21 protein-coding genes are annotated in these 26,172 nt (G+C 65.1%); 4 read left to right on the forward strand and 17 right to left on the reverse strand.

All coding sequences use genetic code 11. From position 1 onward, the window contains the following. Positions 1-13: 13 nt before the first annotated feature. The 7 genes from ACIPHM_RS19975 to dsbD all read right to left on the reverse strand — a co-directional run bounded on the left by ACIPHM_RS19975 (position 14) and on the right by dsbD (position 7,460). Positions 14-709, reverse strand: coding sequence for a CYTH domain-containing protein (locus ACIPHM_RS19975; RefSeq protein ID WP_400331955.1), 696 nt, complete (start codon positions 707-709; stop codon positions 14-16). A gap of 148 nt (positions 710-857) precedes the next feature. Then, the gene (trpC, locus tag ACIPHM_RS19980) at positions 858-1,670 is read right to left on the reverse strand and encodes an indole-3-glycerol phosphate synthase TrpC (RefSeq protein WP_400331958.1); all 813 of its coding nucleotides are present in this window, start codon (positions 1,668-1,670) and stop codon (positions 858-860) included. A 123-nt stretch (positions 1,671-1,793) separates the two neighbouring features. After that, positions 1,794-2,822: an anthranilate phosphoribosyltransferase gene (gene trpD / locus ACIPHM_RS19985; protein WP_400331960.1), complete on the reverse strand. Its 1,029-nt coding sequence runs from the start codon at positions 2,820-2,822 to the stop codon at positions 1,794-1,796. Positions 2,823-2,876: 54 nt separating this feature from the next. Further along, the gene (locus ACIPHM_RS19990) at positions 2,877-3,464 is read right to left on the reverse strand and encodes an anthranilate synthase component II (protein ID WP_400331963.1); all 588 of its coding nucleotides are present in this window, start codon (positions 3,462-3,464) and stop codon (positions 2,877-2,879) included. A 448-nt stretch (positions 3,465-3,912) separates the two neighbouring features. Then, entirely contained in the window at positions 3,913-4,722 is an 810-nt protein-coding gene (gene dsbG / locus ACIPHM_RS19995; RefSeq protein WP_400331966.1) for a thiol:disulfide interchange protein DsbG, read from the reverse strand. Positions 4,723-4,731: 9 nt separating this feature from the next. Beyond that, positions 4,732-5,562, reverse strand: coding sequence for a prolipoprotein diacylglyceryl transferase family protein (locus ACIPHM_RS20000; protein ID WP_400331969.1), 831 nt, complete (start codon positions 5,560-5,562; stop codon positions 4,732-4,734). Beyond that, entirely contained in the window at positions 5,559-7,460 is a 1,902-nt protein-coding gene (gene dsbD / locus ACIPHM_RS20005) for a protein-disulfide reductase DsbD (protein ID WP_400331972.1), read from the reverse strand. Before dsbD ends, ACIPHM_RS20000 begins: the two co-directional genes overlap by 4 nt. Before the next feature lie 200 nt (positions 7,461-7,660). On the opposite strand from dsbD, the gene ACIPHM_RS20010 reads away from it, so the two are divergent. After that, positions 7,661-8,326 carry a response regulator gene (locus ACIPHM_RS20010; protein WP_400331975.1) on the forward strand — a complete coding sequence of 222 codons (666 nt, stop codon included), beginning with the start codon at positions 7,661-7,663 and terminating at the stop codon, positions 8,324-8,326. Next, positions 8,323-9,762, forward strand: coding sequence for an ATP-binding protein (locus ACIPHM_RS20015; RefSeq protein ID WP_400331978.1), 1,440 nt, complete (start codon positions 8,323-8,325; stop codon positions 9,760-9,762). Before ACIPHM_RS20010 ends, ACIPHM_RS20015 begins: the two co-directional genes overlap by 4 nt. A gap of 49 nt (positions 9,763-9,811) precedes the next feature. On the opposite strand, the gene ACIPHM_RS20020 is transcribed toward ACIPHM_RS20015, so the two are convergent. The 8 genes from ACIPHM_RS20020 to rpe form a co-directional block, all read right to left on the reverse strand. Beyond that, positions 9,812-12,073, reverse strand: coding sequence for a DUF3141 domain-containing protein (locus ACIPHM_RS20020; protein ID WP_400332048.1), 2,262 nt, complete (start codon positions 12,071-12,073; stop codon positions 9,812-9,814). A gap of 288 nt (positions 12,074-12,361) precedes the next feature. Next, positions 12,362-13,486 carry an ABC transporter permease gene (locus ACIPHM_RS20025; RefSeq protein WP_400332051.1) on the reverse strand — a complete coding sequence of 375 codons (1,125 nt, stop codon included), beginning with the start codon at positions 13,484-13,486 and terminating at the stop codon, positions 12,362-12,364. An 89-nt stretch (positions 13,487-13,575) separates the two neighbouring features. Beyond that, positions 13,576-16,377 carry a ribosome-associated ATPase/putative transporter RbbA gene (rbbA, locus tag ACIPHM_RS20030; RefSeq protein WP_400331981.1) on the reverse strand — a complete coding sequence of 934 codons (2,802 nt, stop codon included), beginning with the start codon at positions 16,375-16,377 and terminating at the stop codon, positions 13,576-13,578. Positions 16,378-16,387: 10 nt separating this feature from the next. Beyond that, entirely contained in the window at positions 16,388-17,461 is a 1,074-nt protein-coding gene (locus ACIPHM_RS20035) for an HlyD family secretion protein (RefSeq protein ID WP_400331983.1), read from the reverse strand. Between the two features lie 19 nt (positions 17,462-17,480). Then, positions 17,481-18,986, reverse strand: coding sequence for an efflux transporter outer membrane subunit (locus ACIPHM_RS20040; RefSeq protein WP_400331986.1), 1,506 nt, complete (start codon positions 18,984-18,986; stop codon positions 17,481-17,483). A gap of 305 nt (positions 18,987-19,291) precedes the next feature. Next, positions 19,292-20,797 (reverse strand): anthranilate synthase component I, encoded by a 1,506-nt coding sequence (gene trpE, locus ACIPHM_RS20045; RefSeq protein WP_400331988.1) that lies wholly within the window; start codon positions 20,795-20,797, stop codon positions 19,292-19,294. 408 nt (positions 20,798-21,205) lie between these two features. Continuing rightward, positions 21,206-21,922 carry a phosphoglycolate phosphatase gene (locus ACIPHM_RS20050; RefSeq protein WP_400331990.1) on the reverse strand — a complete coding sequence of 239 codons (717 nt, stop codon included), beginning with the start codon at positions 21,920-21,922 and terminating at the stop codon, positions 21,206-21,208. Next, the gene (gene rpe / locus ACIPHM_RS20055; protein WP_400331993.1) at positions 21,919-22,599 is read right to left on the reverse strand and encodes a ribulose-phosphate 3-epimerase; all 681 of its coding nucleotides are present in this window, start codon (positions 22,597-22,599) and stop codon (positions 21,919-21,921) included. Before rpe ends, ACIPHM_RS20050 begins: the two co-directional genes overlap by 4 nt. Positions 22,600-22,886: 287 nt before the next feature. Here rpe and apaG point away from each other — a divergent pair, with 287 nt between their 5' ends. Then, positions 22,887-23,261 carry a Co2+/Mg2+ efflux protein ApaG gene (gene apaG / locus ACIPHM_RS20060; protein ID WP_400331996.1) on the forward strand — a complete coding sequence of 125 codons (375 nt, stop codon included), beginning with the start codon at positions 22,887-22,889 and terminating at the stop codon, positions 23,259-23,261. Between the two features lie 49 nt (positions 23,262-23,310). Here the strand turns inward: apaG and ACIPHM_RS20065 are convergent, their stop codons facing one another. Further along, positions 23,311-23,568 (reverse strand): hypothetical protein, encoded by a 258-nt coding sequence (locus ACIPHM_RS20065; protein ID WP_400331999.1) that lies wholly within the window; start codon positions 23,566-23,568, stop codon positions 23,311-23,313. On the opposite strand from ACIPHM_RS20065, the gene ACIPHM_RS20070 reads away from it, so the two are divergent. Beyond that, positions 23,567-24,709: a murein transglycosylase A gene (locus ACIPHM_RS20070; protein WP_400332002.1), complete on the forward strand. Its 1,143-nt coding sequence runs from the start codon at positions 23,567-23,569 to the stop codon at positions 24,707-24,709. The two genes, ACIPHM_RS20065 and ACIPHM_RS20070, sit on opposite strands and share 2 nt — an antisense overlap. Before the next feature lie 119 nt (positions 24,710-24,828). Here the strand turns inward: ACIPHM_RS20070 and paaK are convergent, their stop codons facing one another. After that, positions 24,829-26,124, reverse strand: coding sequence for a phenylacetate--CoA ligase PaaK (gene paaK, locus ACIPHM_RS20075; RefSeq protein ID WP_400332005.1), 1,296 nt, complete (start codon positions 26,122-26,124; stop codon positions 24,829-24,831). Positions 26,125-26,172: the final 48 nt, after the last annotated feature.

The raw sequence follows: 26,172 nt of genomic DNA on the forward strand, positions 1-26,172 counted from the left end.
TGCGGGGAGGCGCTCAGCCGCCGAGGACCTTTTGCCGCAGACGATAGCCGCGCTGCGCCTTGCTGACGTTATCGGCGTGCAGCTCCGGCAGCACCGCGCGTAAATCCTGCGCGAGCGCTTGCAGAATGCGTTCGCCCTGACCCTCGCGGTCGTCGTCCGGCGCGTCGAGCAGTTCGAGTTCCACTTCCATGAGCGGCTCGGTGTGACGCTTGCCGTCGGTTTCGACGGCCACTTCCCCACGGTCGAAAGCGATCTCCACGGCTGTGCCGTCACCCGCGACATAGCGCCATAGACGTCGCACGAAATTCGTCTCGAACTGCGCGACAACGTCCGCACCGTCGGCACGTAACAACGCGGCCGTGGCCGGCACGTCGCACGCCGCGATCAGCTTCGGCAGTTCGAGGGCTTCGCCTTGCACGGCCTGCTCCCACTCGTGACGCACATGAAGTCCGTTGCGGGCTTCCCCGACCGACTTGAGCGTTTGCAGCCATTGTCCGGCGTGGCCGTCGCGCGCCACGAAACGCAGTCGCAGCGCGGCCTTCGCGCTTGCCAGGGCGAGTGAGGGCGTGTCGAAATAGCGATTGACGAGATGACGCTCACCCCGTGCTTCGGCACCGGGCAGATGGTCGAGGTGGGAGATCAGCGCGTTGGCGCGCGTGGCGGGCAGGTCGCCCGGAAGGGCAAGTTTGAGTTCGCGTTCGATGGCCATCGGGGCCGCTCCTGTGAGGGGGACGCCGGCGGGCCGGGCGTCGCAACACCGAGCAGGAACGACACGTCTTGCCGGCCGTTGCGCGAATGGGCGGTGCCCCGTGCAGGACACCGCGCCATCGATCGCTTGCGTGACGTCGCGTAGCGAGTCAGCGAGGCATGTCGAACAGCGTGGCGAGAGCATCGCCCGGCTCGGGCGCGCGCATGAAGGCTTCGCCGACGAGAAAGGCATTGACGTTGGCCGCGCGCATGCGCGTCACGTCGTCACGCGACAGGATACCCGACTCCGTCACGACCAGACGATCTTGCGGAATGTGTTTCAACAGGCCCAGCGTCGTGTCGAGCGACACTTCGAAGTTGTGCAGGTTGCGATTGTTGATGCCCAGCAGCGGCGTGCGCAGTTCGAGCGCGGCCTCCAGCTCCTGCCCGTTGTGCACTTCGACGAGCACGGCCATGCCCAATTCGTGCGCCTGCGCTTCGAGATCGCGCATCTGCGAAAGCGCCAGGGCTGCGGCGATCAGCAGAATGCAGTCGGCGCCCATGTCGCGCGCCTCATACACCTGATAGGCGTCGATCATGAAGTCCTTGCGCAGCACCGGCAGATCGCACGCCGCGCGTGCGGCCTTCAGATACTCGGGCGAGCCCTGGAAGAACTGCACATCGGTGAGCACCGACAGGCAGGCGGCGCCGCCCTGCTGGTAAGACTCGGCGATTTGCGGCGGGACGAAATTCTCGCGGATGACCCCCTTCGAGGGGCTGGCTTTCTTGATCTCCGCGATCACGCCGGACAGGCCGCCGTCGATCTTCGTGCGCAGTGCGCCCACGAAATCGCGCGTGCGCAGTGCGCTGTCGCCAACGGTTGCTTCTGCGTCGCGGCGCAGGCTCGCGAGCTCGCGTAAGCGCTTTGCAGCGGCGACTTCTTCAGCCTTCACGGCCAGGATCTTGTCGAGAACGGTAGACATAGCAATAGATACTCAGAGGCGACTGAAGGTGACGAACGTCTGCGAACAGAGGTTCGCCGTCATTGCGATTTTGTGCGATTTTTGGCTCGGGAGCTGCATTGCCACCGCACATCGGGCGAAAGCTCACGCCTTGAAGCGATGCGTGAACGTGACGAATTCGTGGAGCTTCTCACGTGCCGCGCCGCTGGCGATGGACTCGCGTGCCATCTCGATCCCCTCGGCAATCGAGGCGGCACGGTTGGCCGCGTACAGCGCGGTACCGGCGTTGAGCGTCACGATCTCGCGTGCGGTGCCCGTCTTGTTTTCGAGCGCTTCGATCAGCATGGTCTTCGATTCTTCGGCGCTGCCGACCTTCAGACTGCGATTGCTCACCATCTGCAAGCCGAAATCTTCGGGATGAATCTCGTACTCGGTGACTTTGCCGTCTTTCAACTCGCCGACCAGCGTGGCGGCGCCGAGGGAGACTTCGTCCATGCCGTCCTTGCCGTAGACGACGAGCACGTGCTCCGCGCCCAGACGCTCCATCACGCGAACCTGAATCCCCACCAGATCGGGGTGGAACACGCCCATCAACTGGTTCGGCGCGCCGGCCGGATTCGTGAGCGGACCGAGAATGTTGAAGATTGTGCGCACGCCCATTTCCTTGCGGATGGCGGCCACGTTCTTCATGGCGGGGTGATGGTTCGGCGCGAACATGAAGCCGATACCGACCTCACGCAGACACTCGGCCACCTGCTCGGGCGAGAGCATGATGTTCACGCCCAGTGCTTCGAGCACGTCGGCGCTGCCCGACTTCGAGCTCACGCCGCGGTTGCCGTGCTTGGCGACCTTCGCGCCCGCGCCGGCGGCGACGAACATCGACGCCGTGGAGATGTTGAACGTATGCGACACATCGCCGCCCGTGCCCACGATATCGACGAAATGCTGGTCGGCGGGGGCGTCGACATGGTTGGCGAACTCGCGCATCACTTGTGCGGCCGCTGCGATCTCGCCGATGGTTTCCTTCTTCACACGCAGGCCGGTGATGATGGCAGCCGACATGACCGGCGAAATCTCGCCCTTCATGATGAGACGCATCAGATGAAGCATCTCGTCGTGGAAAATTTCCCGGTGTTCGATGGTGCGCTGGAGCGCTTCCTGGGGGGTAATCATGTGTTGTCTTCTCCTCTGTCGGTTCGGCGCAGGTAGCGATATCGGGTGGCGATATCAGGCAGCGATGGCGGCGCGCGGCGCGGCTTGCAGGAAATTGCGCAGTACCGCGTGGCCATGCTCCGAGAGAATCGACTCGGGGTGGAATTGCACGCCTTCGACGTCGAGCGTCTTGTGACGAACGCCCATGATCTCGCCGTCGTCTGTCCACGCCGTTACTTCGAGGCAATCGGGCAGCGAACTGCGCTCGATGGCCAGCGAGTGATAACGGGTGACGGTAAAGCGTTTGGGCAGATTCGCGAACACGCCTTGTTGCGTGGTTTCGATCTCGCTCACCTTGCCGTGCATGATTCGCTGGGCACGAATGACGTTGCCGCCGAAGGCTTCGCCAATGGCCTGATGGCCGAGGCAGACACCAAGAATCGGGATTTCACCGGAGAAACGCTTGAGCACGTCGAGCGTGATACCCGCGTTGGCCGGGCAGCTCGGGCCGGGCGAGAGGCAGATACGCTCCGGGGCGAGCTCGGCAACGGCGTCGAGCGTGATTTCGTCGTTGCGGAAGACTCGTACGTCTTCGCCCAATTCACCGAAGTACTGGACGATGTTGTAGGTAAACGAGTCGTAGTTGTCGATCATCAGCAGCATGATGGTCCCTGTTCGTCTGGTGACAAAGGATTGTCGAACGCATGGAATTTGCGAATGTCCCCTGAGCGTGCCCCCACATTGACTTCGCGATCCGCGGGGGAGGGCGCTATGGGGATGAGATAGACGTGGCGGGTTACCGCCACCAGCGCAGGGCAGCGGTCAGGGGCGACCAGAGGAGGGAGGAAGACTGACGCGACTTCATAGTGACGCCGATTGTAGCAGCAACTGCGGGGGGCCGTGGGCGGGGCGTCGCAAAAAGCGGGGAATCGGCAGGTTTCGCGCGTCATCGGGCCGTTTCCCGCAAGAATTGGCGCGCATAAGCGCTCGACTTTCGACGATTCTACTGCGCGGGTGCCGGGCCTTCATTGGCGGATGCCGGCCCCGCGGCGCTTGTGCGTGTCGACGCTTCAATGCATCGATGCAACGCCTCGATACCTCGGCCTCAACGTCAACGCGGACCCAGCACCGTCGCGAGCATCTCGGGACGTGGCATGCCGTTCACACGCGCGAGCGTGCCCTGCGCATCGAGATAGACGATGCCCGGCGTGCCGCGAAAGCCCAGCTCGGCCATCAGGTCCTGATTCGCGTCGAGCCGCAGGGCGATGTCGGACGGTACGCTCGGCGCGGGCTTGATGCCGCCACTCTCGAACTCACGCTCATGTTGCCGCAACGCGGCCGCCCGGTCGCTCGCGCCGAGAATGGCGGCCGCCTTCGTGCTGCTGTCGACTTTGATGACACCGACCATCACGTGACGCAGTTGCACCTTGCCCGAATCGACCCACGGGCGCGCCGCGTCCCAGAACCGGTGGCAGTAGCGGCAGTTCGGGTCGCTGAACGTATACACCACGCGCGGCGCGTCGGTGTTGCCGTCCTGCACCCACGTCGAGGCGTCCAGCTTTGCCCACAGGGTCTCGCCCATCGGCTTGGCTACGAGCTCGCTGACGCGTTCGTCGTCGAGGGGCTTACCGTCCACGCTGATGCGGGCGCCGACAATGGCGCTGCCGTCGGGCAGGACATAGACGGCCACCGGTTGCTGGCCTGCCCTGCCCGCATAGCCCCGAACGTGAGCGCCGGCATCGAACGGTTGCAGATCCTGCAAGCCTTCACGCGCGAGCGCGCGCAGCACGCTCGGCGTGTTGCTATCGGAGGGGGTGGCGTTACCCGCACCGCCAATCTTCCCGGAGGCGACGGCGTAGGCCACGGCGGCCAGCACCGGCACGACGATCAGGGCGGGGACGAGAAACTTTCGAGCAAGCATTGACAACTCCTAGGGCACACGCGGTGCCGGGGTTTGGTGGAGACGGCTTTGCAGCGTGTCGCGCAGACGCGCCGCCGTCAGTTCGCCCAGATGGACATCGACCAGGCGGCCGTCCGGGGCGAAGAACAGTGTGGTGGGCAGCCCGCGTGCGCCGGTCGCGCGCATTGTGTCAGAGGCCGGATCGAGCAGCAGATGATCGAATTGCAGGCCCTGCGACCGAACGAAGTCTTCGACCACGGACGCCGCCTCGCCCTGATTGACCATCAGGAACCGCGCATTCGGATAATCGGATTGCGCCTGCGCGAGCACCGGCATTTCGCGTCGGCATGGCGGGCACCAACTGGCCCACAGATTCACCACGACCGGGCTGCCGCGAAACGATCCGAGCGCCACGGGACGCCCGTCCGGCATTTGCAAAGTGAGCGCGGGCAGCGGCGGCGCGCTGCGCTGCATCGCGCTCAGACCGATTTGCGCCGCGCCCCACAGCGCCACGCCGGCCGCAACGCCGCACAGCATCGGGCGACGATGGGCCGGGTATCGTCTCGTGCGCCAGAGCGCCCAGGCCAGTGCGACGGGCAAGCCGGCCCACGGATTGAAGCCGCCGTCCCCGATCGCGAGGATCGATAGCGGCGACGCAAGGTATTCGGACCACCATTGCACGACGTAGGCCAGTCGCGCAGTCAACAGGCCGGCGAAGAGGGCGTCGAGTACGACGCTCGCCCCGGCGCGTCGTGCTGTCGTGTCCGTGCCGCGCAGCGCGAAGCGTGCGACGAGCCACGCCACCAACGCTGCGAGTGCGACGGTCGCGGTGGGCAAGGAGAAGGGACCGATACCCGTCATGGTGCCCCCACGGTGTCGAGGCGACGCAGGAACGCGCGCGGGTCCATTTCGCCGACCATGCGTTGCGCTCGCACCTCATTGCCCTGGGCGTCGATGAGGATGAGCGTGGGCGGGCCGAGAACGCCCCAGCGCTTCATCAGCGCCTGATCGGTCGGGTCGTTTTTCGTCACGTCAGGCCGCAGAATCTGCAGGCGTGCGAGACGTGCAGCGACTTCCGGATGGCCGAAGACATTGCGCTCGATCACGTGGCAGCTCACGCACCAGTCGGCGTAGAAGTCGATCAACGTCCATTGACCGCGCGCGGCCGCCTGAGCGATACGTGCGTCCACGTCTTCTACCGATTTCACGCCGACGTAATCGACGGGCTTGCCGTCGCGACTGACGGCACCCGCACTCGCGCCCCCGCCGGCCACGGCATTCGACCACGCGAGCGGACGCAGCACCGAATCGCCACCCGAGGCGGCACCGACGAGCATCAGCACCGACCAGACACACGTGAGCACGGCCGCAAATGTCAGCGCGAGTCCCGGGGGTTTTCCGCGCAACGTCCACGCCCATCCGCCCAGACCGACGACGAGACCCAGCCCCAGCGCACCCCAGAGCAGCAGGCTGACGTTGCCCGGCAGGAAGCGGCTGAGCATCAGGATCGCCATGCCCGTCATCACATAGGCGAACGCGACGCGTACGCGTGTCATCCACGCCCCCGGACGCGGCAGAATGCGCGCGCCGAACAGCGCAATCGCCAGCAACGGCAGCCCCATGCCCAGACCGAGCGCAAAGAGAGCCACGCCCCCCATCCAGGCATTGCCCGACTGGCCGATATAGAGCAATGCGCCGGCGAGGGGCGCTGTCATGCACGGGCCGACGAGCAGGGCGGAAAGCAGCCCGAGGGCGGCGGCACCGGCGAGGCTGCCGCCAGTGCGATGGCGTCCGGCGGCGTCGAGCCGGTTCATCACGAACGCGGGGACGCGCAACTCGAATGCGCCGAACAGCGACGCCGCGAGCACCAGAAAGAGGCCCGCAAACGCGCCGAGCAACCAGGGCGACTGCAAGGTGGCCTGAAGATTCGCCCCGGCCATGCCTGCCGCAACGCCCACGGCGGCGTACGTGAGAGCCATTGCCACTACATACGACAACGAGAGCGCGAGCGCACGCAACGGCGGCGCACGGTTGCCTACGATCATCGTCGAGACGATAGGAATCATCGGCAGCGTGCATGGCGTGAACGCGAGTAAGAGGCCGAAGCCGAAGAACAGCAGCGTGGCGGCGAGCGGCCCCAATGTCGCTAACCGATGCGCGGCGGCCTGATCCTCTGCGAGCGGGGCGGCTGCATCGGCGGGGGGCACCGAGGCGGAAGACGGGATCGATGCGCTCGCGGCTGTTGAAGCGACGGGTGTGAAGGGGGCGACCGGCGTGAGGGCACTGACCAAAGCCTCGGAAGGCGCACCGGCCATCGATGCCGCGACGGTGGGCAGCGCGATCTGCATCGTCTGCGGGGGATAGCAGATGCCCGCTTGCGCACAGCCTTGCCAATGCAGCGTCACGGGCCCGGCGGTCGATGCGGGAAGGCCCATGCGCAGGGCGTCGCCGGTGTAGATCTGCGTCTCGCCGAAAAATTCGTCGACGTGACGTGCCCCCGGAGGAAGCGTCAGCGCAACCGCTTTACCCGAGGCATCTTCCGCGCGCAGCGAATGACGATAAACGTAGTAATCCTTGGCAACCCGAGCGTCGATGTCAAACTGGTCGCCGGTTTGCCGGGCGGGTGTCGTGGTGAACACTTTCGCCGCGTCGAGAAACTTGGGCTCGCTTTCCCAGGGAAACGCATTTGCCAACGGCGTTGTCCCAAGCGAACTAAGAAAAATCACAAAAATCGAAATAAGGCGACGAAGCAAATCCATCCTCCTACGGGAGTTCCAAAGCCGGTGAGAGAGCATGGCAGACGTCAATTAATCGAGAGTTAACGACGCGAATGGACAGTGAGGGTCAGTGCGGCATTGGGATAGCGAACGAGATCGTCACCGGCTCGCTCGCCGCCTGCGCTCAATCGGCAACGCTAACTACGTAACATGGCCCCATATTCGGAAAAAGGTGCGAACTGATGCGAGTGCTGTTGGTTGAGGACGATTCGTTGATTGCGAGCGGGATCGTCGCGGGTCTGAGTGCGCTCGGCTTTGCGATCGAGCATGCGGCGTGCGGTGTCGCGGCGGTGCGCGCGCATGCCGAGAATTCGTTTGAGGCACTGGTACTCGACCTGGGTTTGCCGGACGGCGACGGCCTTGATTTTCTCGCGCAAATCCGCGCGGTAGAGCCCGACGTTCCGGTCCTTATCCTGACGGCGCGCGATGCCATCGAGCATCGCATCGCCGGTCTGAACAGCGGGGGAGACGACTACATGGTCAAGCCGTTCGATCTTCGGGAATTGGCGGCACGTCTGCACGCGCTCATCCGCCGCACGCAGGGGCGCGCTGCGCAGGTCATCGAAGCGGGCGCGCTGCGCCTCGAGCCGGCGAGCGGTCTGGCGTGGCTCGATGGCGAGCCCGTCGAACTCTCTCGCACGGAGGTCGACTTGCTGGCGAATCTGGCGGGCAGTCGCGGCCGATGGCTGACGGCGGACATGTTGCACGAGCGGCTGTACGGGCTGTCGGAGCGCGTGAACAGCAATGCGCTGAATGTGCACATTCACAACGTGCGGCGCAAATTGGGGAGCGACGTGATTCAGACGGCGCGCGGTCTGGGGTATCGATTGGGATGGGTGCTGCGATGAGTCTTCGACTGAGAGCGGTATTGATTGCAGGCGTTGCGCTGATTGCGCTGTGGGTGTTGGCGGCCGGCTGGATGATGCGCGGGGTGCAGGCCAATCTCGAGCACGCGCTCGACGAGCGCCTTGCGATGTCGGCACGCATGGTCTCCGGCCTACTGGCGCGCGGCACGCTGACGCCGAAATCGGACGCGGCAGATTGGGGCGAGGTCATTCGCGTGGGCGCCAGCGATGGGATCGCGTGCGAGATCCGCTCGGGTTATGGGGCGGTCGTCGCCCGCACCGACGGCGCACCGGATACCGACGAGCACCCGATACCGCTGGGCTTCAGCACCAGGGTCGTGGACGGCAAGGCGTGGCGCATCTTTGTGTTGCAGGACGCGCGCGGGTATCGGGTGATGGCGGCGGACCTGATCGACAAGCGGGCGGCGCTCACGAGCCCGTTGCTGCGCGCGGCGGGCGTGCCGTTCCTGATTGCCGTCGTGGGTGGTTTGCTGGCCTTGTGGATCGGCATCGGACGTGGACTGAAGCCGCTCGAAGTGTTGCGCTCGACGCTGCGCGACAAGCGCGCCGACGATACGTCGCCCATCGATCTGGGGCGCGCGCCGGCCGAGTTGCGTCCCGTGGTGGCGGCACTCAACGGGCTGCTTAACCGGCTGACGCAGGCCCTGGCCTATCAACGGGCGTTCACCGACGCCGCCGCACATGAATTGCGCACACCGCTCACCGCCATCGACACGCATCTTCAGGTCGCGGAGATTACGCAGGGGGAGTCGGCGCAGGCGGCGGTGCAACAGGCGGGGGTAGGCGTGCGTCAGTTGCGGCACACGCTGGAGCAGATGATGACGCTGGCGCGCGCGGACGCCCCGGCGCACGCCCAGGATCTCTGCGAGTCGTTACGCGAGACGCTGGATGACGTCATCAGCGAATGGGGAGAGACGGATCGGCGTCCCGTGCTGCCGCCCGTTGGGGCAGCGTGCGAGCGACGCCATGGCACCGCGGTGCGTCGCAGTGGCCCGCGAATCACATTCACCATGGCCGCGGACGACATGGGGACGACCGTGCCGCGTTCGCTGCTGAGTACGGCGGTGCGAAATCTGGTGGACAACGCACTCCGATACTCACCGGCGGGCAGTCCGGTAGAGCTGACGGTGCGGCTCGACGCGCCGCGTCGACAGTACAGCATTGTCGTCGCAGACCGGGGGCCGGGGCTGGCGCCGGAGCAGACGATGCGGCTCGGCCAGCGTTTCTGGCGAGGCGACCGGGGACGGCAGCACGGCGAGGGCGCGGGATTGGGTATCTCCATCGTGCAGGCCATCGCGTCGCGTTTCGGCGCGGTGCTCGAATTTGCCCCGCGCGACGGCGGGGGCTTGCTCGCCCGGCTTTACGTGCCGGCCGGGCTGGGCGCGAGCCGGCAACCCCTGCGGCAAGCGGCGCGATGAGCGCAGGCATCCCGCGCATGCCTCCAGTGGCACGACCGACGGCGCTCGTTTAAGCGGCCTTCTTCTTTCGCGCCGGGCTTGCCGTCTTCGCGGCGCCCGTAGTCTTCACGGTTTTCGTCGCGGGGGCGGCGCTTTTCCTGGGCGCAGACGGGCGCTTGCGCGGCGTAGCGGCAGACGTTGCCGACCGGCGGCTGGCCGCATGCTCGAACACCGCGAGCACGGTATCCAGATCGTTTTGCTCGCCGTCTTCCAGCGGTACCGCGAAGCTCAGATCTTTCACGGCCTTCGCCACCAGCCGAATATGCTCGGGCTTCGCCTGCGCGAGCATGTCCGGAATCGCCGCCATGGCCTCGTCGGGCGCCATGCGCAGCAAACCGGCCTGACGCCGGATGATTTCGCGAAAGCGCTCGATCGAAATCTCCGCCTCGCCACGCGGCAGCGAGCGGGCGAGATTGAACTGCCGCTCGTCGGCTTCGCCGTGTAGACGATGCACCCACAGCAGCGCGCGAATCCCCGCTTCGAGCGGGCCGCCCTGATGCAACTCGTGACGGCGCAGCGCCAATGCCTCCTTCACAAACGCCACATGCTCCGGCGACGTGCCCGGATGCACCCGCACCGCGCCGTCGTCGCTGCCACGCAACCCCGCGAGCGCCTGCACCCATGGCTGGCCGTAAATCAACTCGAATGTCTTCTCGTAGCCGTCGTCGCGCACGTCGCGATAGAAATTCAGCGACTGCTCGATGGTCGCCGACAGCGCCGTCTCCAGCGCGAGGAAGGGATTGTCCGGCGACACGGGGTGACGCGTCTGCCGCACGCGCTCTGCCTTCTCGGCGAACGGCACGGCAAACGGATTTCGATCCGACCAGAGCTCGTAGCTCACGCGCAGCGGATGCATCAGACGCATCCAGTACGCCGAGTTCGGCGTCACCATTGCGCGCACCCACGGCTGCACGAGACTGCGGTACAAGCCCAGATGAATGTCGGACAGATGCGCCACGGCCGCGAAACGCCGATCGCTCTCCGTATCCGGCTGCACGATGGCGCGCACATCCTCCACGCTGCGCCGCTGGATCGACATCACGTAATCGCCGTCCGCCAACTCGCTATGCAGCGTGTCTTGCGTCTTGTCGGCGATCTGTGCCTGATAGATTCCGGCCGGTAACACGTCGATCAGATCGATGTTGTTGACGAACTTGCGGTGCTCCTTGCGCCCCGTGCTGCTCGACACGAAGATGCCGAGATGGCCGATGCTCTCGTGCGTCGCGTACACGATGGTCTGATCGTGACTGAGCACTTCGGCGTCGTTGCGATACATGTCGGTGACGAAGCCTAGTGCCTGCGGCGGCGGTGTGATGTTGTCGCCATAAGAGCAAAACACCACGATGGGCGAGCGGATGTTGCGCAGATCGAGCCGGATGCCGTCGCTCGTAATCAACTCCGCGCTCGTCAGGCGGTTGCCGACGAACAGGTTATCGACGATGTACTGGATCTCCTGCGCGTTCAGGAAGACGTGTCCGCCCCAATACTTCTCGAAGCCGAGATAGCGCGGCGCTTCCGTGTCGACGTTCGCATAGAGGTGATACTTCTTGCGCCAAAGCGTGTTCGCCGGGTCGAGGTTTTCGAAGTTCTGCACCAGCCACGCGCCGTCGAAGCGACCGTCGCCCAGATCGCTCGTGAGCGCCGTGAGCCAACTGCCGCCGAGCAGACCGCCCGAGTAGCGCATCGGGTTGCGCCCGCGCCAGCCGGCCCAGTATGACAACGGGGCCCCCGCCACGATGATCGGCCCGAACAGCTCGGGCCGCATCGCCGCCGTCATCAACACTTGCCATCCCGCCTGACAATTGCCGATGACTGCCGGCTTGCCCGCACTTTCCGGGTGCAGCGAAATCACCTTCTCCAGAAACGCGGCTTCGGCGCGCATCACGTCTTCCACCGTCTGGCCCGGCACGGGATCGGGCAGGAAGCCCACGAAATAGCACGGATGTCCCGCACGCAATGCGGCGCCGATCTCGCTGTCGGGCTTGAAGCCGCCGATGCCCGGGCCGTGCCCCGCGCGCGGATCGACCACCACGAACGGGCGGGCGTTGGGCAGTGTCGGCGTGCCGGGTGGCGGCACAATGCGCGTCAGGCAGTAATTGCACGGACGCGGCAGGTCGTGCCCGTCGAGAATCACTTCCGCCGCGAAATCCAGTACGTTCGGCGCCGATTCGGCCAGGTGTTCCTGATACTGATTGCCGCGCTGACGCATCACGTCGGCGAACAACACGCTGCGTTGCCAGGCGTCGACGGCATACTCGGCGGCGGCCGCCATCCATGGCAAGTGGTTCAGCCACGGATTGGCGGCGAGCCACGGGGCCTCGCCAGCGCACGCGGGGGCAGCGGTGAGGGGAGCGGCGGTAGCGCGCCGGGCGTTGCGGCGCTCGAGTGCGGCCGACGAGGCGCGCGAGGCGCGTGATGCAGACGAAGCGGATGAAGCGGATGAAGCGGATGACTTGGCGGGCATGGCAATGACCTCACAAATCCGGCATGACAGGATTGGCGAACGCCGCTTCGCGCGCCGGCGGTGGCACCGGCGTTGTCGCGAGCCGGCCGGCGAGCGTTACGCCATCGAACTGAGCGTGCGGCGAAAACGCCGCAGCGAGACGGTGAAGAACACCGCGCCGATGACGGCGAGCGCCACGAACTGCACCCACACGACGCCGATTCCGGCGCCACGGAACAGAATCGCCTGACCCAGTTCGACAAAATGCGTCGTGGGCGCGGCGAGCATGACGTCCTGCACCAGCTTCGGCATGCTTTCGCGCGGCGTGTTCCCGCCGGAGAGCATTTGCAGCGGCAGCAGCACCAGAATCAGCAACATGCCGAACTGCGGCATCGAGCGCGCGAGCGTCGCGAGGAAAATCCCCATCGAGGTGGTCGCGAACAGATGCAGCGTCGCGCCCAGCAGAAACAGCGCCACCGAGCCGCCGATCGGCACATGGAGCGCGCCGCCCACGATCAGCCACAACGACATGGCCGCCGCGATCAGCACCACCAGCCCCATCGACCAGACCTTCGCCAGCATGATCTCGGTCGGTGTCACCGGCATGACGAGCAAATGCTCGATGGTGCCGTGCTCGCGCTCGCGAATGAGCGCCGCGCCCGTGAGGATGATCGACAGCATCGTGATGTTGTTGATGATCTGCATGAGCGCGCCGAACCACGCTCGCTCCAGCGTCGGATTGAAGCGCACGCGCAGCGCCAGATCGACCGGGATTTCCGGCGTCGACCGGTAGCGCTGGATGAATTCGCGTACCTCCGCCGAGACGATCTGCTGCACGTATCCGCTACCCGAAAATGCCTGACTCATGCGCGTGGCGTCGACGTTGAGCTGCACCTCGGCGGCACGTCCCGCGAGAATGTCGCGCTGGAAGTTGGGCGGAATGTTCAGCGCAAACGTGTACGCGCCTTTGTCCATGCCGCGGTCGACGGCATCGGCCGTAATCATTTGCGGCATGCTGAATTGCGGCGGATAAAACGCCGACACGATGCGCTGCGACAACGGCGAGGCGTCCTCGTCGACGATGGCGATGGGCGCCAGATGCAGCGTGTCGGGCTGCGCGGTGGCCGCCGAATACACCGACGCCGTGAAGGTGTAGACGATGAGCACCAGCATCATCGGGTCGCGCACGAGGCTCCATAGCTCCTTCACGCCGAGCCGGTAGAGGTTCGCGACGTGCCGCAGCCACGGGTGCTTGCGGTGCGGCGGGGCAGCGCTCGCCGAGGCCGGCGGCGTGGCGGGCGCAGACGTTTGCGGTGTGCTCGGGCCTGCCATCACTTGTCCTGTTTCCTGAGCAGCGCGATCGTGGCGCCCAGGATCACGGGCACGGCGATGAGCATCGGCCAGAAGGCGCTGCCGAGATCGGCAAAACCGAGCGCCTTGTTGAAGACGCCGCGGCTGACGATCAGCATGTACGTCGCCGGATAGATCTCACCGATGAACCGCCCCGAGCCTTCCATCGACGGCACCGGCGTGAGCATGCCGGAGAACTGGATCGCGGGAATCATGGTGCCGATCATCGTGAAGAAGAGGGCCGCGATCTGGCTGCGGGTAAAAGTGGACGCCAGCAGGCCGATGCCCGTGGCAACCACGTTGAAAATGAAGATCGCGGTGAGGAGCGTCAGGAAATTGCCCTTGATGGGCACGCCGAACAGCGTCACCGCGAGAAGCGCCATGAGCAGGAAGTTCAGCATCGCCAGCGCCACGTACGGGATCTGCTTGCCGATCAGGAATTCCGTGCGCGTGACGGGTGTGACGTACAGGTTCAGGATCGAACCAAGCTCCTTTTCACGCACGACGGACAGCGCCGTGAGCATCGCGGGCAGCATTAGCAACAGCAGCGGAATCACCGCCGGCACCATCGCCGGGAGACTCTTGACGTCCGGGTTGTAGCGAAAGCGTGTCTCGATGTCGAGCGACGCCGTGGGGCGCACACCGAGGCGTTGCAATGCCTGATCGGCCAGCCAGTTCTGATGCATTCCCTGCACGTAGCCTTGCACCGTCTCCGCACGCATTGGCATTGCGCCGTCGATCCATGCGCCGATCTGCACCGTTTTGCCGCGCGAGACGTCGCGTGCGAAGCCGGGCGGAATCTCGATGGCCAGCGCGAGCTCACCGTTGCGCAAACGTCGGTCCATGTCGTCGTAATCGGTCAGGGGCGGCTGTTCGATGAAGTAGCGCGAACCGGCAATATTGAGTGCGTAGTTCTGGCTTAGCGTGGTCTGGTCGCGATCGAGTACCGCGTAACGCAGATCCTCCACGTCCATGCTGATGCCGTAGCCCATCACGAGCATCAGCACGAGCGAGCCGACCAGCGCGAGCGTGGCGCGCACCGGATCGCGCTGCAATTCGAGCGTCTCGCGCCAGAGGTAGCTGATCATCCGGCCGAGGGAGAAGCCCTTGCGCTTGGCGTGCGACGTTGCGGCGGGCGCGGCTGCGGCGGTCTCCGGAGTTACTGCTGTTTTCGGTGTGTCCGGCGCTTCGGGCGTGCCGCCGCCGGCTTCCACGAGATATTCGATGAACGCCTGTTCGAGCGTGTCGGCGCCCTTATCCTTCGTGATCTTCGCGGGCGGATCGGAGACGAGCACCTTGCCCGCGTGCATCAGCGAGATGCGGTCGCAGCGCTCGGCCTCGTTCATGAAGTGGGTGGAAATGAAGATCGTCACCCGATCCCGGCGCGAGAGTTCGACCAGCAGACGCCAGAAGTTGTCGCGTGCGACCGGATCGACCCCCGATGTCGGTTCGTCGAGAATCAGCAACTCGGGCTTGTGCACCATCGCCACCGCGAGCGACAGACGCTGGCGCATGCCCAGCGGAATGCTGTCGGGCAAGGCGTGGCGTACGTCGGTCAGGTCGAAGCGTTGCACCATCTCCTCGACGCGGGCGGCAACTTCGGCCTCGGGCACATGGAACAGGCGCGCGTGCAGCACGAGATTCTGATGCACCGTCAGCTCGGTATAGAGCGAGAACGCCTGCGACATGTAACCCACGCGACGCCGCGTGTCGATGTCCTTGGGGTCGACCTCGTGACCGAAGAGCCATGCCTGACCCTCGCTGGCCTGAAGCAGCCCGGTGAGCATCTTCATCGTGGTCGACTTGCCGCAGCCGTTCGAGCCGAGAAAGCCAAAGATCTCGCCGCGACGAATACGGAAATCCACATGATCGACGGCGACGAAATCGCCGAAACGCATCGTCAGCCCCTTGGCTTCGATGGCGATTTCCGTGTGCTCGTCGATATGCAGCGGCGGGATCACGACCGGCTCGTAGCCGAGCTTCCTCTCTTGCGGCAGCAAGTCGATGAAGGCCGCTTCGAGATTGTCCCGATGGGTGCGCGCGAGTAATTCGGCGGGCGTGCCGGTGGCGAGCACATTGCCTGCGTCCATGGCGACGAGCCAGTCGAAGCGCTGCGCTTCGTCCATATAGGCGGTCGCGACGATCACGCTCATTGCCGGGCGCTCGCGCCGGATGCGCGCGATCAGATCCCAGAATTGCGCGCGGGCGAGCGGATCGACGCCCGTGGTCGGTTCGTCGAGAATCAGCAGGTCGGGATCGTGAATCAGCGCGCAGCAAAGGCCGAGCTTCTGCTTCATGCCGCCCGAGAGCTTGCCCGCCGGGCGGTCCAGGAACGGATGCAGGCCGGTGCTGCGCGTGAGGTCGTCGATGCGGCGACGTCGCTCGGCGGCGTTGTGGCCGAACAGGCGCGCGAAGAATTGCAGGTTCTCTTCGACGGAGAGCGTCGGATAGAGATTCTTGCCCAGCCCCTGCGGCATGTAGGCGATGCGCGGGCACACGAGATCGCGGTGCGCCTTGCTCGCCATGTCGCCGCCAAGCGCCTCGACGGTGCCCGTCTGCACGGCGCGCGCACCGGAGATCAGCGAGAGCAATGTCGATTTGCCGACGCCATCCGGGCCGATCAGCCCGACCATGCAGTTCGCCGGGATATCGAGGCAGACGTTATCGAGCGCGATCGTCGTGCGACCGTACTGGAGCGTTACATCGGCAACATGGACGACCGGCGGCACGCCTTGCCCGGACGGGGGCGTGCTGCTGCCGGAGGGGCGCAAGGGATCCGTCATGATGCGCGGCTCACTCCGGCAGCTTCGTCTGCAACTGGGCCGGCCATTGGGCCGCGCTGTCGGTCTTCACCCACGCCACACCGGGTAAGCCGGTCTTCACGAGCTTCAGATGTTGTTGCAGCAACTCGGGCGCGATCTGCGCACGCACGCGGAACATCAGCTTCTGACGCTCGCTCTCCGTCTCGACCGTCTTCGGCGTGAACTGGGCCGTGCTGGAGACGAACGAAATGCTCGCGGGAATGACGTACTCCGGTGCGGCGTCGAGCACGAGGCGGGCGTCGGCGCCCATGGCAAGGCGTCCGGCGACGGCTTCGGGCAGGAAGAACGTCATGTACACATCGGACAGATCGACGAGGTTGAGCACCTTGCCGCCCGCAGCCAGCACTTCGCCCGGCTGCGCCACGCGATATTGCACGCGCCCGTCGCGCGGGGCCTTGAGTTCGCTGTCGGTGATGTCGGCTTCGATGCGCTTGACGGTGGCCTGCGCGGCTTCGACCGTCGACTTCGAGCCGGTAACTTGCGCGTTTGCGGCTTCCACGGCCGACTGGGCCGCGGAGACCTGTGCGCGGGCAGCGGTGACAGCCGCGCGGGCGCTGCGCACGCGCGCGCGGTCGTCGTCGAGCTCCTGCACCGACGACGCGCCTTCCTTCGAGAGTGTTTCCGAGCGTGAGAGACGTCGCTGCGCGGCGTCGAGTTCGGCTTCGCGCGCGGCGACATTGGCCTCGGCCGTCGCTTTGTCCGACAGACGCGCCGCCGCCTGCGCCTGAATCGCCGCGACGTTGGTGAGCGCTTGCTGGTATTGCGCGCGCGCTTCGTCGCGCTGGGCGTTGAGCGTGTCGATCTGCATCTTGGCGAGCACCTGCCCGGCCTTCACGAAGTCGCCTTCGCGCACGTAGATGGCCTCGACGCGCCCGGCCATCTTGGTCGCGATATCGACTTCCGTAGCTTCGATGCGGCCGTTGCCGCTGACGAAGCCCTCGCCCGGGCCCGTGCGGCTATAGGTCTTCCAGGCGTACCATCCCAGCCCGAGCACGACGAGCACGATCAGCGCGGGGACGAGTTTCTTGGCGTTGGGAAGCGTCATGTTCTTTGATCTCTCGAATTTATTGGACGGCCTGCGCCGCGTTCGCCGTGCCCGGCGCAGACGGTTCGACGACGCGAGGCGTGCGTGCGAGCGGGCCGGCGGGCGTGTCGGCGGCGGGCATGAGGCGGCTGCCGCCGCCGAGCGCCGTGTAAAGCGACACGCGCGCGGCGAGCAGTGCGCGGCGCGTCTGCACCGTTTGTTGTTCGATGGCGAGGAGATCGCGTTGCGCGTCGAGCACTTCGAGGAAGGCGGCGGCGCCGTGGTCGTAGCGCAGCTTGGCGAGCCGTGCGCGCTCGGCCTGAGCGTCTTGCGTGGCTTGCAGGATCGTGACCTGATCGGCCAGCCAGCGGCGTGCGCTCAGGGCGTCGGCTACGTCTCGGAACGCGCTCTGAATCGTCTGCTCGTAATGGGCGATGGACTCCACGCGGCGTGCTTCGGCGAGGTCGAGGTTGTTCGCGAGGCGTCCGCCCTGGAAGATCGGCAGGCTGATGCTCGGCGTGAATGCCCACGCGGCGCTGCCGGCCTTGAACAGGCCGTCGAGCGCGTTGCTTGCCGTGCCGACGGAGCCGGTGAGCGTGATCTGCGGGAAGAATGCCGCGCGCGCGGCGCCAATGTTTGCGTGCGCTGCACGCAGTTGGTACTCGGCGGCAATGATGTCGGGGCGGTCTTCGAGCAACGACGACGGCAGACCGGGTTCGAGATCGCGCATCAGGCCGGCGTCGTCGACCGTATGGTCGAGCGCTTGCGGCGACGTGTCGATGGGCACGCCAACGAGCACCTGCAATGCGTGCGCCTGCGTGGCGCGCTGCTGCTGAAGCTGAGTGACCAGCGCACGCGCCTGCTGCCAGAGCGTGGTGACTTCGGTGAGATCGAGTTTCGATGTCGAGCCCACCTGCTCGCGACGCGTGAAGATCCGCAGCGACTCGGCACGGCTGTCGACGGTCTGTTGCGCCAGCGCGATACGTTCGTCGAATTCGCGCAGACTCAGCCACGTCTGAGCGACTTGCGAGATCAGACTGAGTTCCAGGGCGCGGCGAGACGCATCGGATGCCAAATAATTGTCGAGCGCGGCGTCCTTGAGATTGCGAATGCGGCCCCAGAAGTCCAGCTCCCATGTCGAGAGGCCGAGCCCGACCTGGTACTGGCTGCTGATATACGGGTTGCCGATGAGGCTCAGGTCGGCCGGCAGACGTTGACGCGTGCCGCTGGCGCCGACGCCCAGTGACGGAAACAAATCGGCGCGTTGAATGCCATACACCGCTCGCGACTGCTCGACGCGCGCGAGTGCGACGCGTAAATCGCGGTTGTTGGCCAGCGCGGTCTCGATCAGGCTGCGTAATTGCGGATCGGCGAAATACTCCCGCCAGTCGAGCATGGACGCAGGCTGTGCGGCGGGCGTAGCGGCCGATGTGCCGACATCCGGTGTCCACACGCCGGCCACAGGCGCTGCGGGGCGCTCGTAAGTGGGCGCCATCGAAATACAGCCAGTGAGCAGGGTAGTGACAAGTGCGGCCGTCACGGTCATCGCAGGGAGATGTGCGACGCCGGAACGCCTACCTGGATTGCATGGTTTCGCCATAGATACTTCGACCTCCTGACGGACACCTAACTATATCCCGGGTGACGTCAATCGGCGTATACCGAAGCCGTCTAAAAAAGCGAACGGTTGTGCTAAATCAACAAAGGCCCCGAATCGACGGGGGTGTCGATTCGGGGCCTTGCGAGTTGCCGTGTCACATGCATGCAATCTACGTAAAGTCGCAGCGTTTCAAACAGCAGCGTTTCACGTTGATGCGTCGGTGCGCGTCATGCGACGGCGCACCGTGGGGATCAATACTCGGCGTCGAGTCCGTCCTGCACTTGTTCGGCGGCACGCAGCACGGCGCGCGCCTTGTTTTCCGTCTCTTGCCATTCGGACTCGGGGACCGAGTCGGCCACGATACCGGCAGCCGCTTGCACATACAGATTGCCGTCCTTCACGACGCCGGTGCGAATCGCGATGGCCACATCCATTTCGCCGCCGAACGACAGGTAGCCCACCGCGCCGCCGTACAGACCGCGCTTGACCGGTTCGAGTTCGTCGATCAGTTCCATGGCGCGGACCTTCGGTGCGCCCGTGAGCGTGCCGGCGGGGAAGGTGGCGCGCAGCACGTCGATGTTCGACAGGCCCGGTTGCAGACGACCTTCCACGGAACTCACGATGTGCTGAACGTGCGAGTACTTCTCGATGACCATCTTGTCGGTCACGTGAACGGTGCCGGTCTGCGCGATGCGGCCCACGTCGTTGCGTGCGAGATCGATGAGCATGACGTGTTCCGCGATTTCCTTCGGATCGTTAAGCAGCTCGGTGGCCAGTTCTGCATCGCGCTCGGGGGTGGCGCCGCGCGCACGCGTGCCTGCGAGCGGGCGGATCGTCACGATTTCATGCTCGCCGTTGGGCATCTGACGACGTTCCTGACGCACCAGAATCTCGGGCGATGCGCCCACGACCTGGAAGTCGCCGAAGTTGTAGAAGTACATGTACGGCGACGGATTGAGCGAGCGCAGCGCGCGGTAGAGCGAGAGCGGGGCGTCGCGATACGGCTTGACGAGACGCTGGCCGACCTGCACCTGCATCAGCTCGCCAGCGGCGATGGCTTCCTTGGCCTTGGCCACGGCCGCCAGATAGTTCGTCTTGTCGAATTCGCGCACGGTTTCGGTGCGCACGCTGCCGGACGTGACCGGGGCATCGACCGGCGCCTTCAGGCGGGCGCGCAACGCGCGCAGACGCACGCGTGCCTTCGAATAAGCTTCGGGCTGCGTGGGGTCGGCGTAGATGATGAGGTAGAGCTTGCCGGTCAGGTTGTCGATCACGGCGAGTTCTTCCGTGAGCAGCAACTGGATGTCGGGCAGATTCAGATCGTCGCGCGGCGCGGTGTGCGCGAGCTTCTTCTCGATGTAGCGCACGGCGTCGTAGCCGAAGTAGCCGGCGAGGCCGCCGCAGAAACGCGGCATGCCCGGGCGCAGCGCCACTTTGAAGCGCGCCTGGAATTGCGTGATGAATTCGAGCGGATCGCCTTCGTGCGTTTCCACGACCTTGCCGTCGCGCACGACTTCCGTTTTCGGGCCGAAGCTGCGCAGCAGCGTATGCGCGGACAAGCCGATGAACGAGTAGCGGCCGAAGCGTTCACCGCCGACCACCGATTCGAGCAGGAAGGTGTTGGCGCCGTGCTGGTCGCCCAGGGCCAGCTTGAGATAGAGCGAGAGCGGTGTGTCGAGATCGGCAAAGGCTTCTGCGATCAGCGGGATGCGGTTGAAGCCTTGGTTGGCTAGCGATTTGAATTCGAGTTCGGTCATGTTGCACTCTGCCTGCAAGTTTGCCGGCGGGTGGTCCCGCAGAATCGGCGTGGATTGGCGTTGAGAATACCTGAGTCAGTATCGAAGCGAATGGGGTGGCTGTGCTGACCCGCGTCGAGTCGCAGTGAACGCGCGCGCACCCATGATGCGACGGCGATGCAATGGCGATAGCGCGTCTCGACGAATCCGCACGCCGTCCGGGACGGCGCGCCGATCTATGACTTCTTGGGAACAACAACGATGCAAGAAACGGGTTGCTGAAGACGAGCTCCAGCGGTCCCGGCCACCCCTTTGGGAAGGGTTCAGCAGGACCAGCGTCGCCAGGGCCAGGCCCCCCGGTCGATCACGCTAAGACTCCGTTTCTTGTTCAGGAACATGCGTTTGAATGCAGTGTGGAAGATGGCGAATTCAGCTCGCCAGAGCGGACGTCGCATCGGGCACGATCGCCCGGGCAGCGCCCAGAATTGAGGCGACTATACCATCCGTGTCGATCGTTTGTATAGATTCGCCATGGTTGTAGCCGTACGGCACCGTGAGCGACCGGCAGCCTGCTGCGCGGGCCGCTTGCGCGTCGTTGCCGGAGTCGCCGACGAGCACCGCTTGTGCGGGGGAGACGCCGAACGCTTCGCAGGCTTTGACGAGCGGCATCGGGTCCGGCTTGCGCTTGGGCCACGAGTCGCCGCCGTACACCAGGTCGAACTGGTCCGACAGGCCGTAGTGCGCGAGCAGCGCTACCGCGAAGCGATGCTGCTTGTTGGTGATGCAGGCCACCGGCAAACCGGCTTCACGCAGGGCCCTCAGCCCTTCGCGCACTTCCGGATAGAGCACCGTGTTCTCGCCGTTGATCGACGTATAGACCGCTTCGTACTTATCTTGCGCGCGCTCGAACAGTGCGTCGATTTCGGCCTCGGGGAAGCGCTCGGCAAGGGTTTTGCGCACCAGATTGGCGGTGCCCTTGCCCACGAACGTCATCAGACGCTCGACTGGCACCGGTGGTGCGCCCAGGTCGGCCAGCATGGCGTTCAACGCCACACCGAAGTCGCCTGCCGTGTCGACGAGCGTGCCGTCGAGATCGATCAGGACGGCGCGGACACCCTCCAGTTGGAGATGCGGGTTCTGGATCATGCAACGCTCGCAAGTTGAGCGCGCATCTGATCGATCACCGCTTTGTAGTCGGGTTTGCCGAAAATCGCCGAGCCGGCCACGAACGTGTCGGCACCGGCCGCTGCGATGTCGGCGATATTGTCGACCTTCACGCCACCGTCGATTTCCAGACGAATCTCACGACCCGTCTCGGCCGTGTAGGCGTCGATACGCGCACGCACTGCGCGCAGCTTGTTGAGCGCCTCCGGAATGAACGACTGACCGCCGAAGCCGGGGTTCACCGACATGATGAGCACCATGTCCAGGCGATCCATCACGTGGTCGAGGTAGTTCAGCGGAGTGCCGGGGTTGAACACGAGGCCGGCCTTGCAGCCGTGGTCGCGAATCAGGCCCAGCGTGCGGTCCACGTGTTCCGAGGCTTCCGGGTGGAAGGTGATGAGGTTCGCGCCGGCCTTGGCGAAGTCGGGCACGATGCGATCGACAGGGCGTACCATGAGGTGCACGTCGATGGGCACGTCCACGTGCGGGCGGATCGCCTCGCAAACCATCGGGCCGATCGTCAGATTGGGAACGTAATGGTTGTCCATCACGTCGAAGTGAATCCAGTCGGCGCCGGCTGCCACGACGTTACGGACTTCTTCGCCCAGCCGGGCAAAGTCGGCGGACAGGATGCTGGGGGCGATACAGAATTGCGTCATGGCGGAGCGGGGCGGAGGCATCAAAAGCGGTATTTTAAAGCTTTCGCATGACGCTTGCCCGTAGTGTGCCCGATCGGCCGGCCCGAAAGTCTCCCGGCAAGCGCCCGAAGCGGGGCGTGCCAAGGGCCTTTGCCGGTTGCGACCCGCGACGTCTTGCCGCAGAATGCCTTGCAAAACGGGACGGTGCTTGCGTTTTTCGCCAGTCACGATGCCGGAACCTTCGGCCGCCCGACAAGAACCCGACCAGAACGACCTCAGAGAGCAAGCATGCGCAACAGGAACTCCCGATGAGCCAGTACGAATTTACCGTCACGGTGCGCCCGCAGTACCTTCCGGAGCAATCGGAACCGGACCGGCAGCAGTTTGCTTTCGCCTACACGATTACGATCCGCAACAGCGGCGAGGTGCCCGCGCAGTTGATTTCGCGGCATTGGGTGATTACCGATGGCGACAACAAGGTGCAGGAAGTGAACGGGCTGGGCGTAGTCGGCCATCAGCCGTTCCTGCAACCCGGCGAGCAGTTCGAATACACGAGCTGGGCGATGGTCGCCACACCGGTCGGCACCATGCGTGGGGAGTATTTCTGCGTGGCGGAGGACGGCACGCGCTTCGAAGCCCCTATCGCCGAATTTGCGCTCACCATGCCGCGCACGCTGCATTGAGCGTGGGTATGCGGGGCGAAATTCCCAAAGCGTCCGAAAAGTCCGCCCCTCAGCGGCGATCGTCGGACCAGTCTTCTCGTTTGAGCGGGTCGTCGGCGGTGTCCGGATGGCGGGCGTCGCGCGGGCTTGCCGAGTCTATCGGGTCCACCGTATCGCTTGGCATCGGCCGGATCGCGCGTGTCTGGCGGACCCGGCGTTTGGGCGACGGCTTGCGCCGCAGGATCACGATAGCGGCGACGATCACGATCGCCAGCAATACCTCCGGCAGGACCAGCAGTGCCGGATATTCATCGAACAAATTACCCATGACGCTCTTCCTGAATGTATTCGGGCGGTGGCGCGCCGGCCGGGGCCTGGCGCTCGCTGCGTTTGCTGCATTGCTTTATGGCTGTTCGAGTGTGCCTCCGTCGACCCCCTATCGTCCAGGCCCCCCCCCGTCTACCGTGGCGACGCCGCCATCCGGCGTGGGCCGCATGCAGCCTGTGGCGTGGGCGGACGTCGACGGCTGGCAGGACGATTCCCTGATCGGCGCGCGACTGGCGCTCGCGCAAAGTTGCGTGAAGCTGAGCCGTCAGCGTAACTGGCAACCGGCGTGCCGCGCGTCCGAGCAACTCGACGATCTGGACCCGGCGGCCGTTCGTCAGTTCTTCGAGCAGTACTTTACGCCGTTTCGCATCGCGAACGCCGACGGCACGCAGACCGGCCTGATCACCGGCTACTACGAGCCGTTGTTGCATGGCTCGCGCGTGCGCGGCGGGATATATCAGACGCCGCTCTACAAATGGCCCGCCGGCCGCAAGGCCGGTTCCCTGCCCGCGCGCGCCGAGCTGATGCGCAGCGGCATGTTGCGCGGTTACGAGCTGGTGTATGTGGATGACCCCATCGAGGCGTTCTTCCTGCAAGTGCAGGGCTCCGGACAGGTGTTGCTCGACGACGGCTCGATCATGCGCGTGGGCTACGGCGGCAACAACGATCAGCCTTACAAGTCGATTGGCCGGTGGCTGATCGATCGCGGCGAGATCACGGCCGCGCAGGCGACGATGCAGGGCATTCGCGCCTGGGCGCGCGCCAATCCGTCGCGTGTGGACGCCTTGCTCGACGTCAATCCGCGCTTCGTCTTCTTCCGCGAAATGCCGAATCACGGCGTGGGCGGTATCGAAGGGCCGATCGGCGCGCTGGGGGTGCCGCTGACGGCCGAGCGCTCGATTGCCGTCGATCCGGCGTCGATTCCGTTGGGCAGCCCGGTGTTCCTCGCGACCACGCGCCCGCCCTTCGGTCCGCAGGCGAACTCGCCCATCAATCGGCTGATGTTTGCGCAGGACACCGGCAGCGCGATTAAAGGCGGCGTACGCGCCGACTTCTTCTGGGGACTGGGCGACGACGCTGGCGATCTGGCCGGTCGCATGCGCCAGAGTGGCCGGATGTGGGTGTTCCTGCCGAATCAGTAAGCCGCAGGTTCGCTGCGAGAGCGAGTGTCGAAGAAACGGCTTGCAAAAAAAGCCCGCGAAATCTCGCGGGCTTTTTTCATGGTGACTTTATGGTGATGAACGCCGATGCATGTCGACACTCAGCGCGCACGCTTATCCACCACCCGGCGCGCTTTCCCCACCGAGCGCTCGATACCGCCGACCGGCTTCACACGCACCGCGCACGACACGCCGATGAGCGTCTTGATGTCGCGCTTGAGCTCGCCGCCCGCGGCTTGCAGCGCCGCGGCATCGTCGCAGCCGATCGCCGCCTCGACATCCACCGCCATGGTGTCCATCGGACCTTCCTTGTCCAGAATGATCTGATAGTGCGGCGAGAGCAGCGGCTGGCGCAGCAGCAGTTCTTCGATTTGCGACGGGAAGACGTTCACGCCGCGAATGATCATCATGTCGTCCGAGCGGCCGGTGATCTTCTCCATGCGACGCATCGTGCGCGCTGTGCCCGGCAGCAAGCGCGTGAGATCGCGCGTGCGGTAACGGATAATTGGCAGCGCTTCCTTCGTGAGCGAGGTGAACACCAGTTCGCCGAACTCGCCGTCGGGCAGCACTTCCCCCGTCTGCGGATCGATGATTTCCGGGAAGAAGTGGTCTTCCCAGATCGTCGGGCCGTCCTTCGTCTCGGCGCATTCGCACGCCACGCCCGGGCCCATCACTTCCGACAGACCGTAGATGTCGACCGCGTCGATGCCCATGCGCTTCTCGATGGCCGAGCGCATGTCGTTCGTCCACGGCTCCGCACCGAAGATGCCGATACGCAGCGACGATTCCGCCGCCACCATGCCCTGACGTTCAAGCTCGTCGGCAATCGCGAGCATGTAGCTCGGCGTGACCATGATGATGTCCGGCTTGAAGTCCTGAATCAGTTGCACCTGCTTCTCGGTCTGACCGCCGCCGAACGGGATCACCGTCAGGCCCGCGCGCTCGGCGCCGTAGTGCGCACCGAGACCGCCAGTGAATAGACCGTAGCCGTAGCTGATGTGTACCTTGTCGCCGCGACGCGCGCCCGACGCGCGGATCGAGCGCGCGACCAGATCGGCCCACGTGCTGATGTCGTTGGCGGTGTAGCCCACGACCGTCGGCTTGCCCGTCGTGCCCGAAGACGCATGCACGCGCGAGACCTGCTCCATCGGTACCGCGAACATGCCGAAGGGATAGCTGTCGCGCAGATCCTGCTTCGTCGTGAACGGGAATCTGGCCAGGTCGGCCAGCGAGGTCAGATCGTCCGGATGGACGCCGGCCTCGTCGAATTTGCGGCGATACACCGGCGAATTCGTATAGGCATGCCGCAGCGTCGTCTTCAGACGGTCGAGCTGAAGGGCGCGCAGTTCGTCGAGGCTCGCTTTCTCGATCGGCTCGAGCGGCAAGGCGGTGGTCATGACTGTCTCCTTGGGGACTTGCTTCTTACGCTAATTACTCATCGATCT

This window comes from Pandoraea sp. NPDC087047 (assembly GCF_044745225.1).
Lineage (GTDB): Bacteria > Pseudomonadota > Gammaproteobacteria > Burkholderiales > Burkholderiaceae > Pandoraea.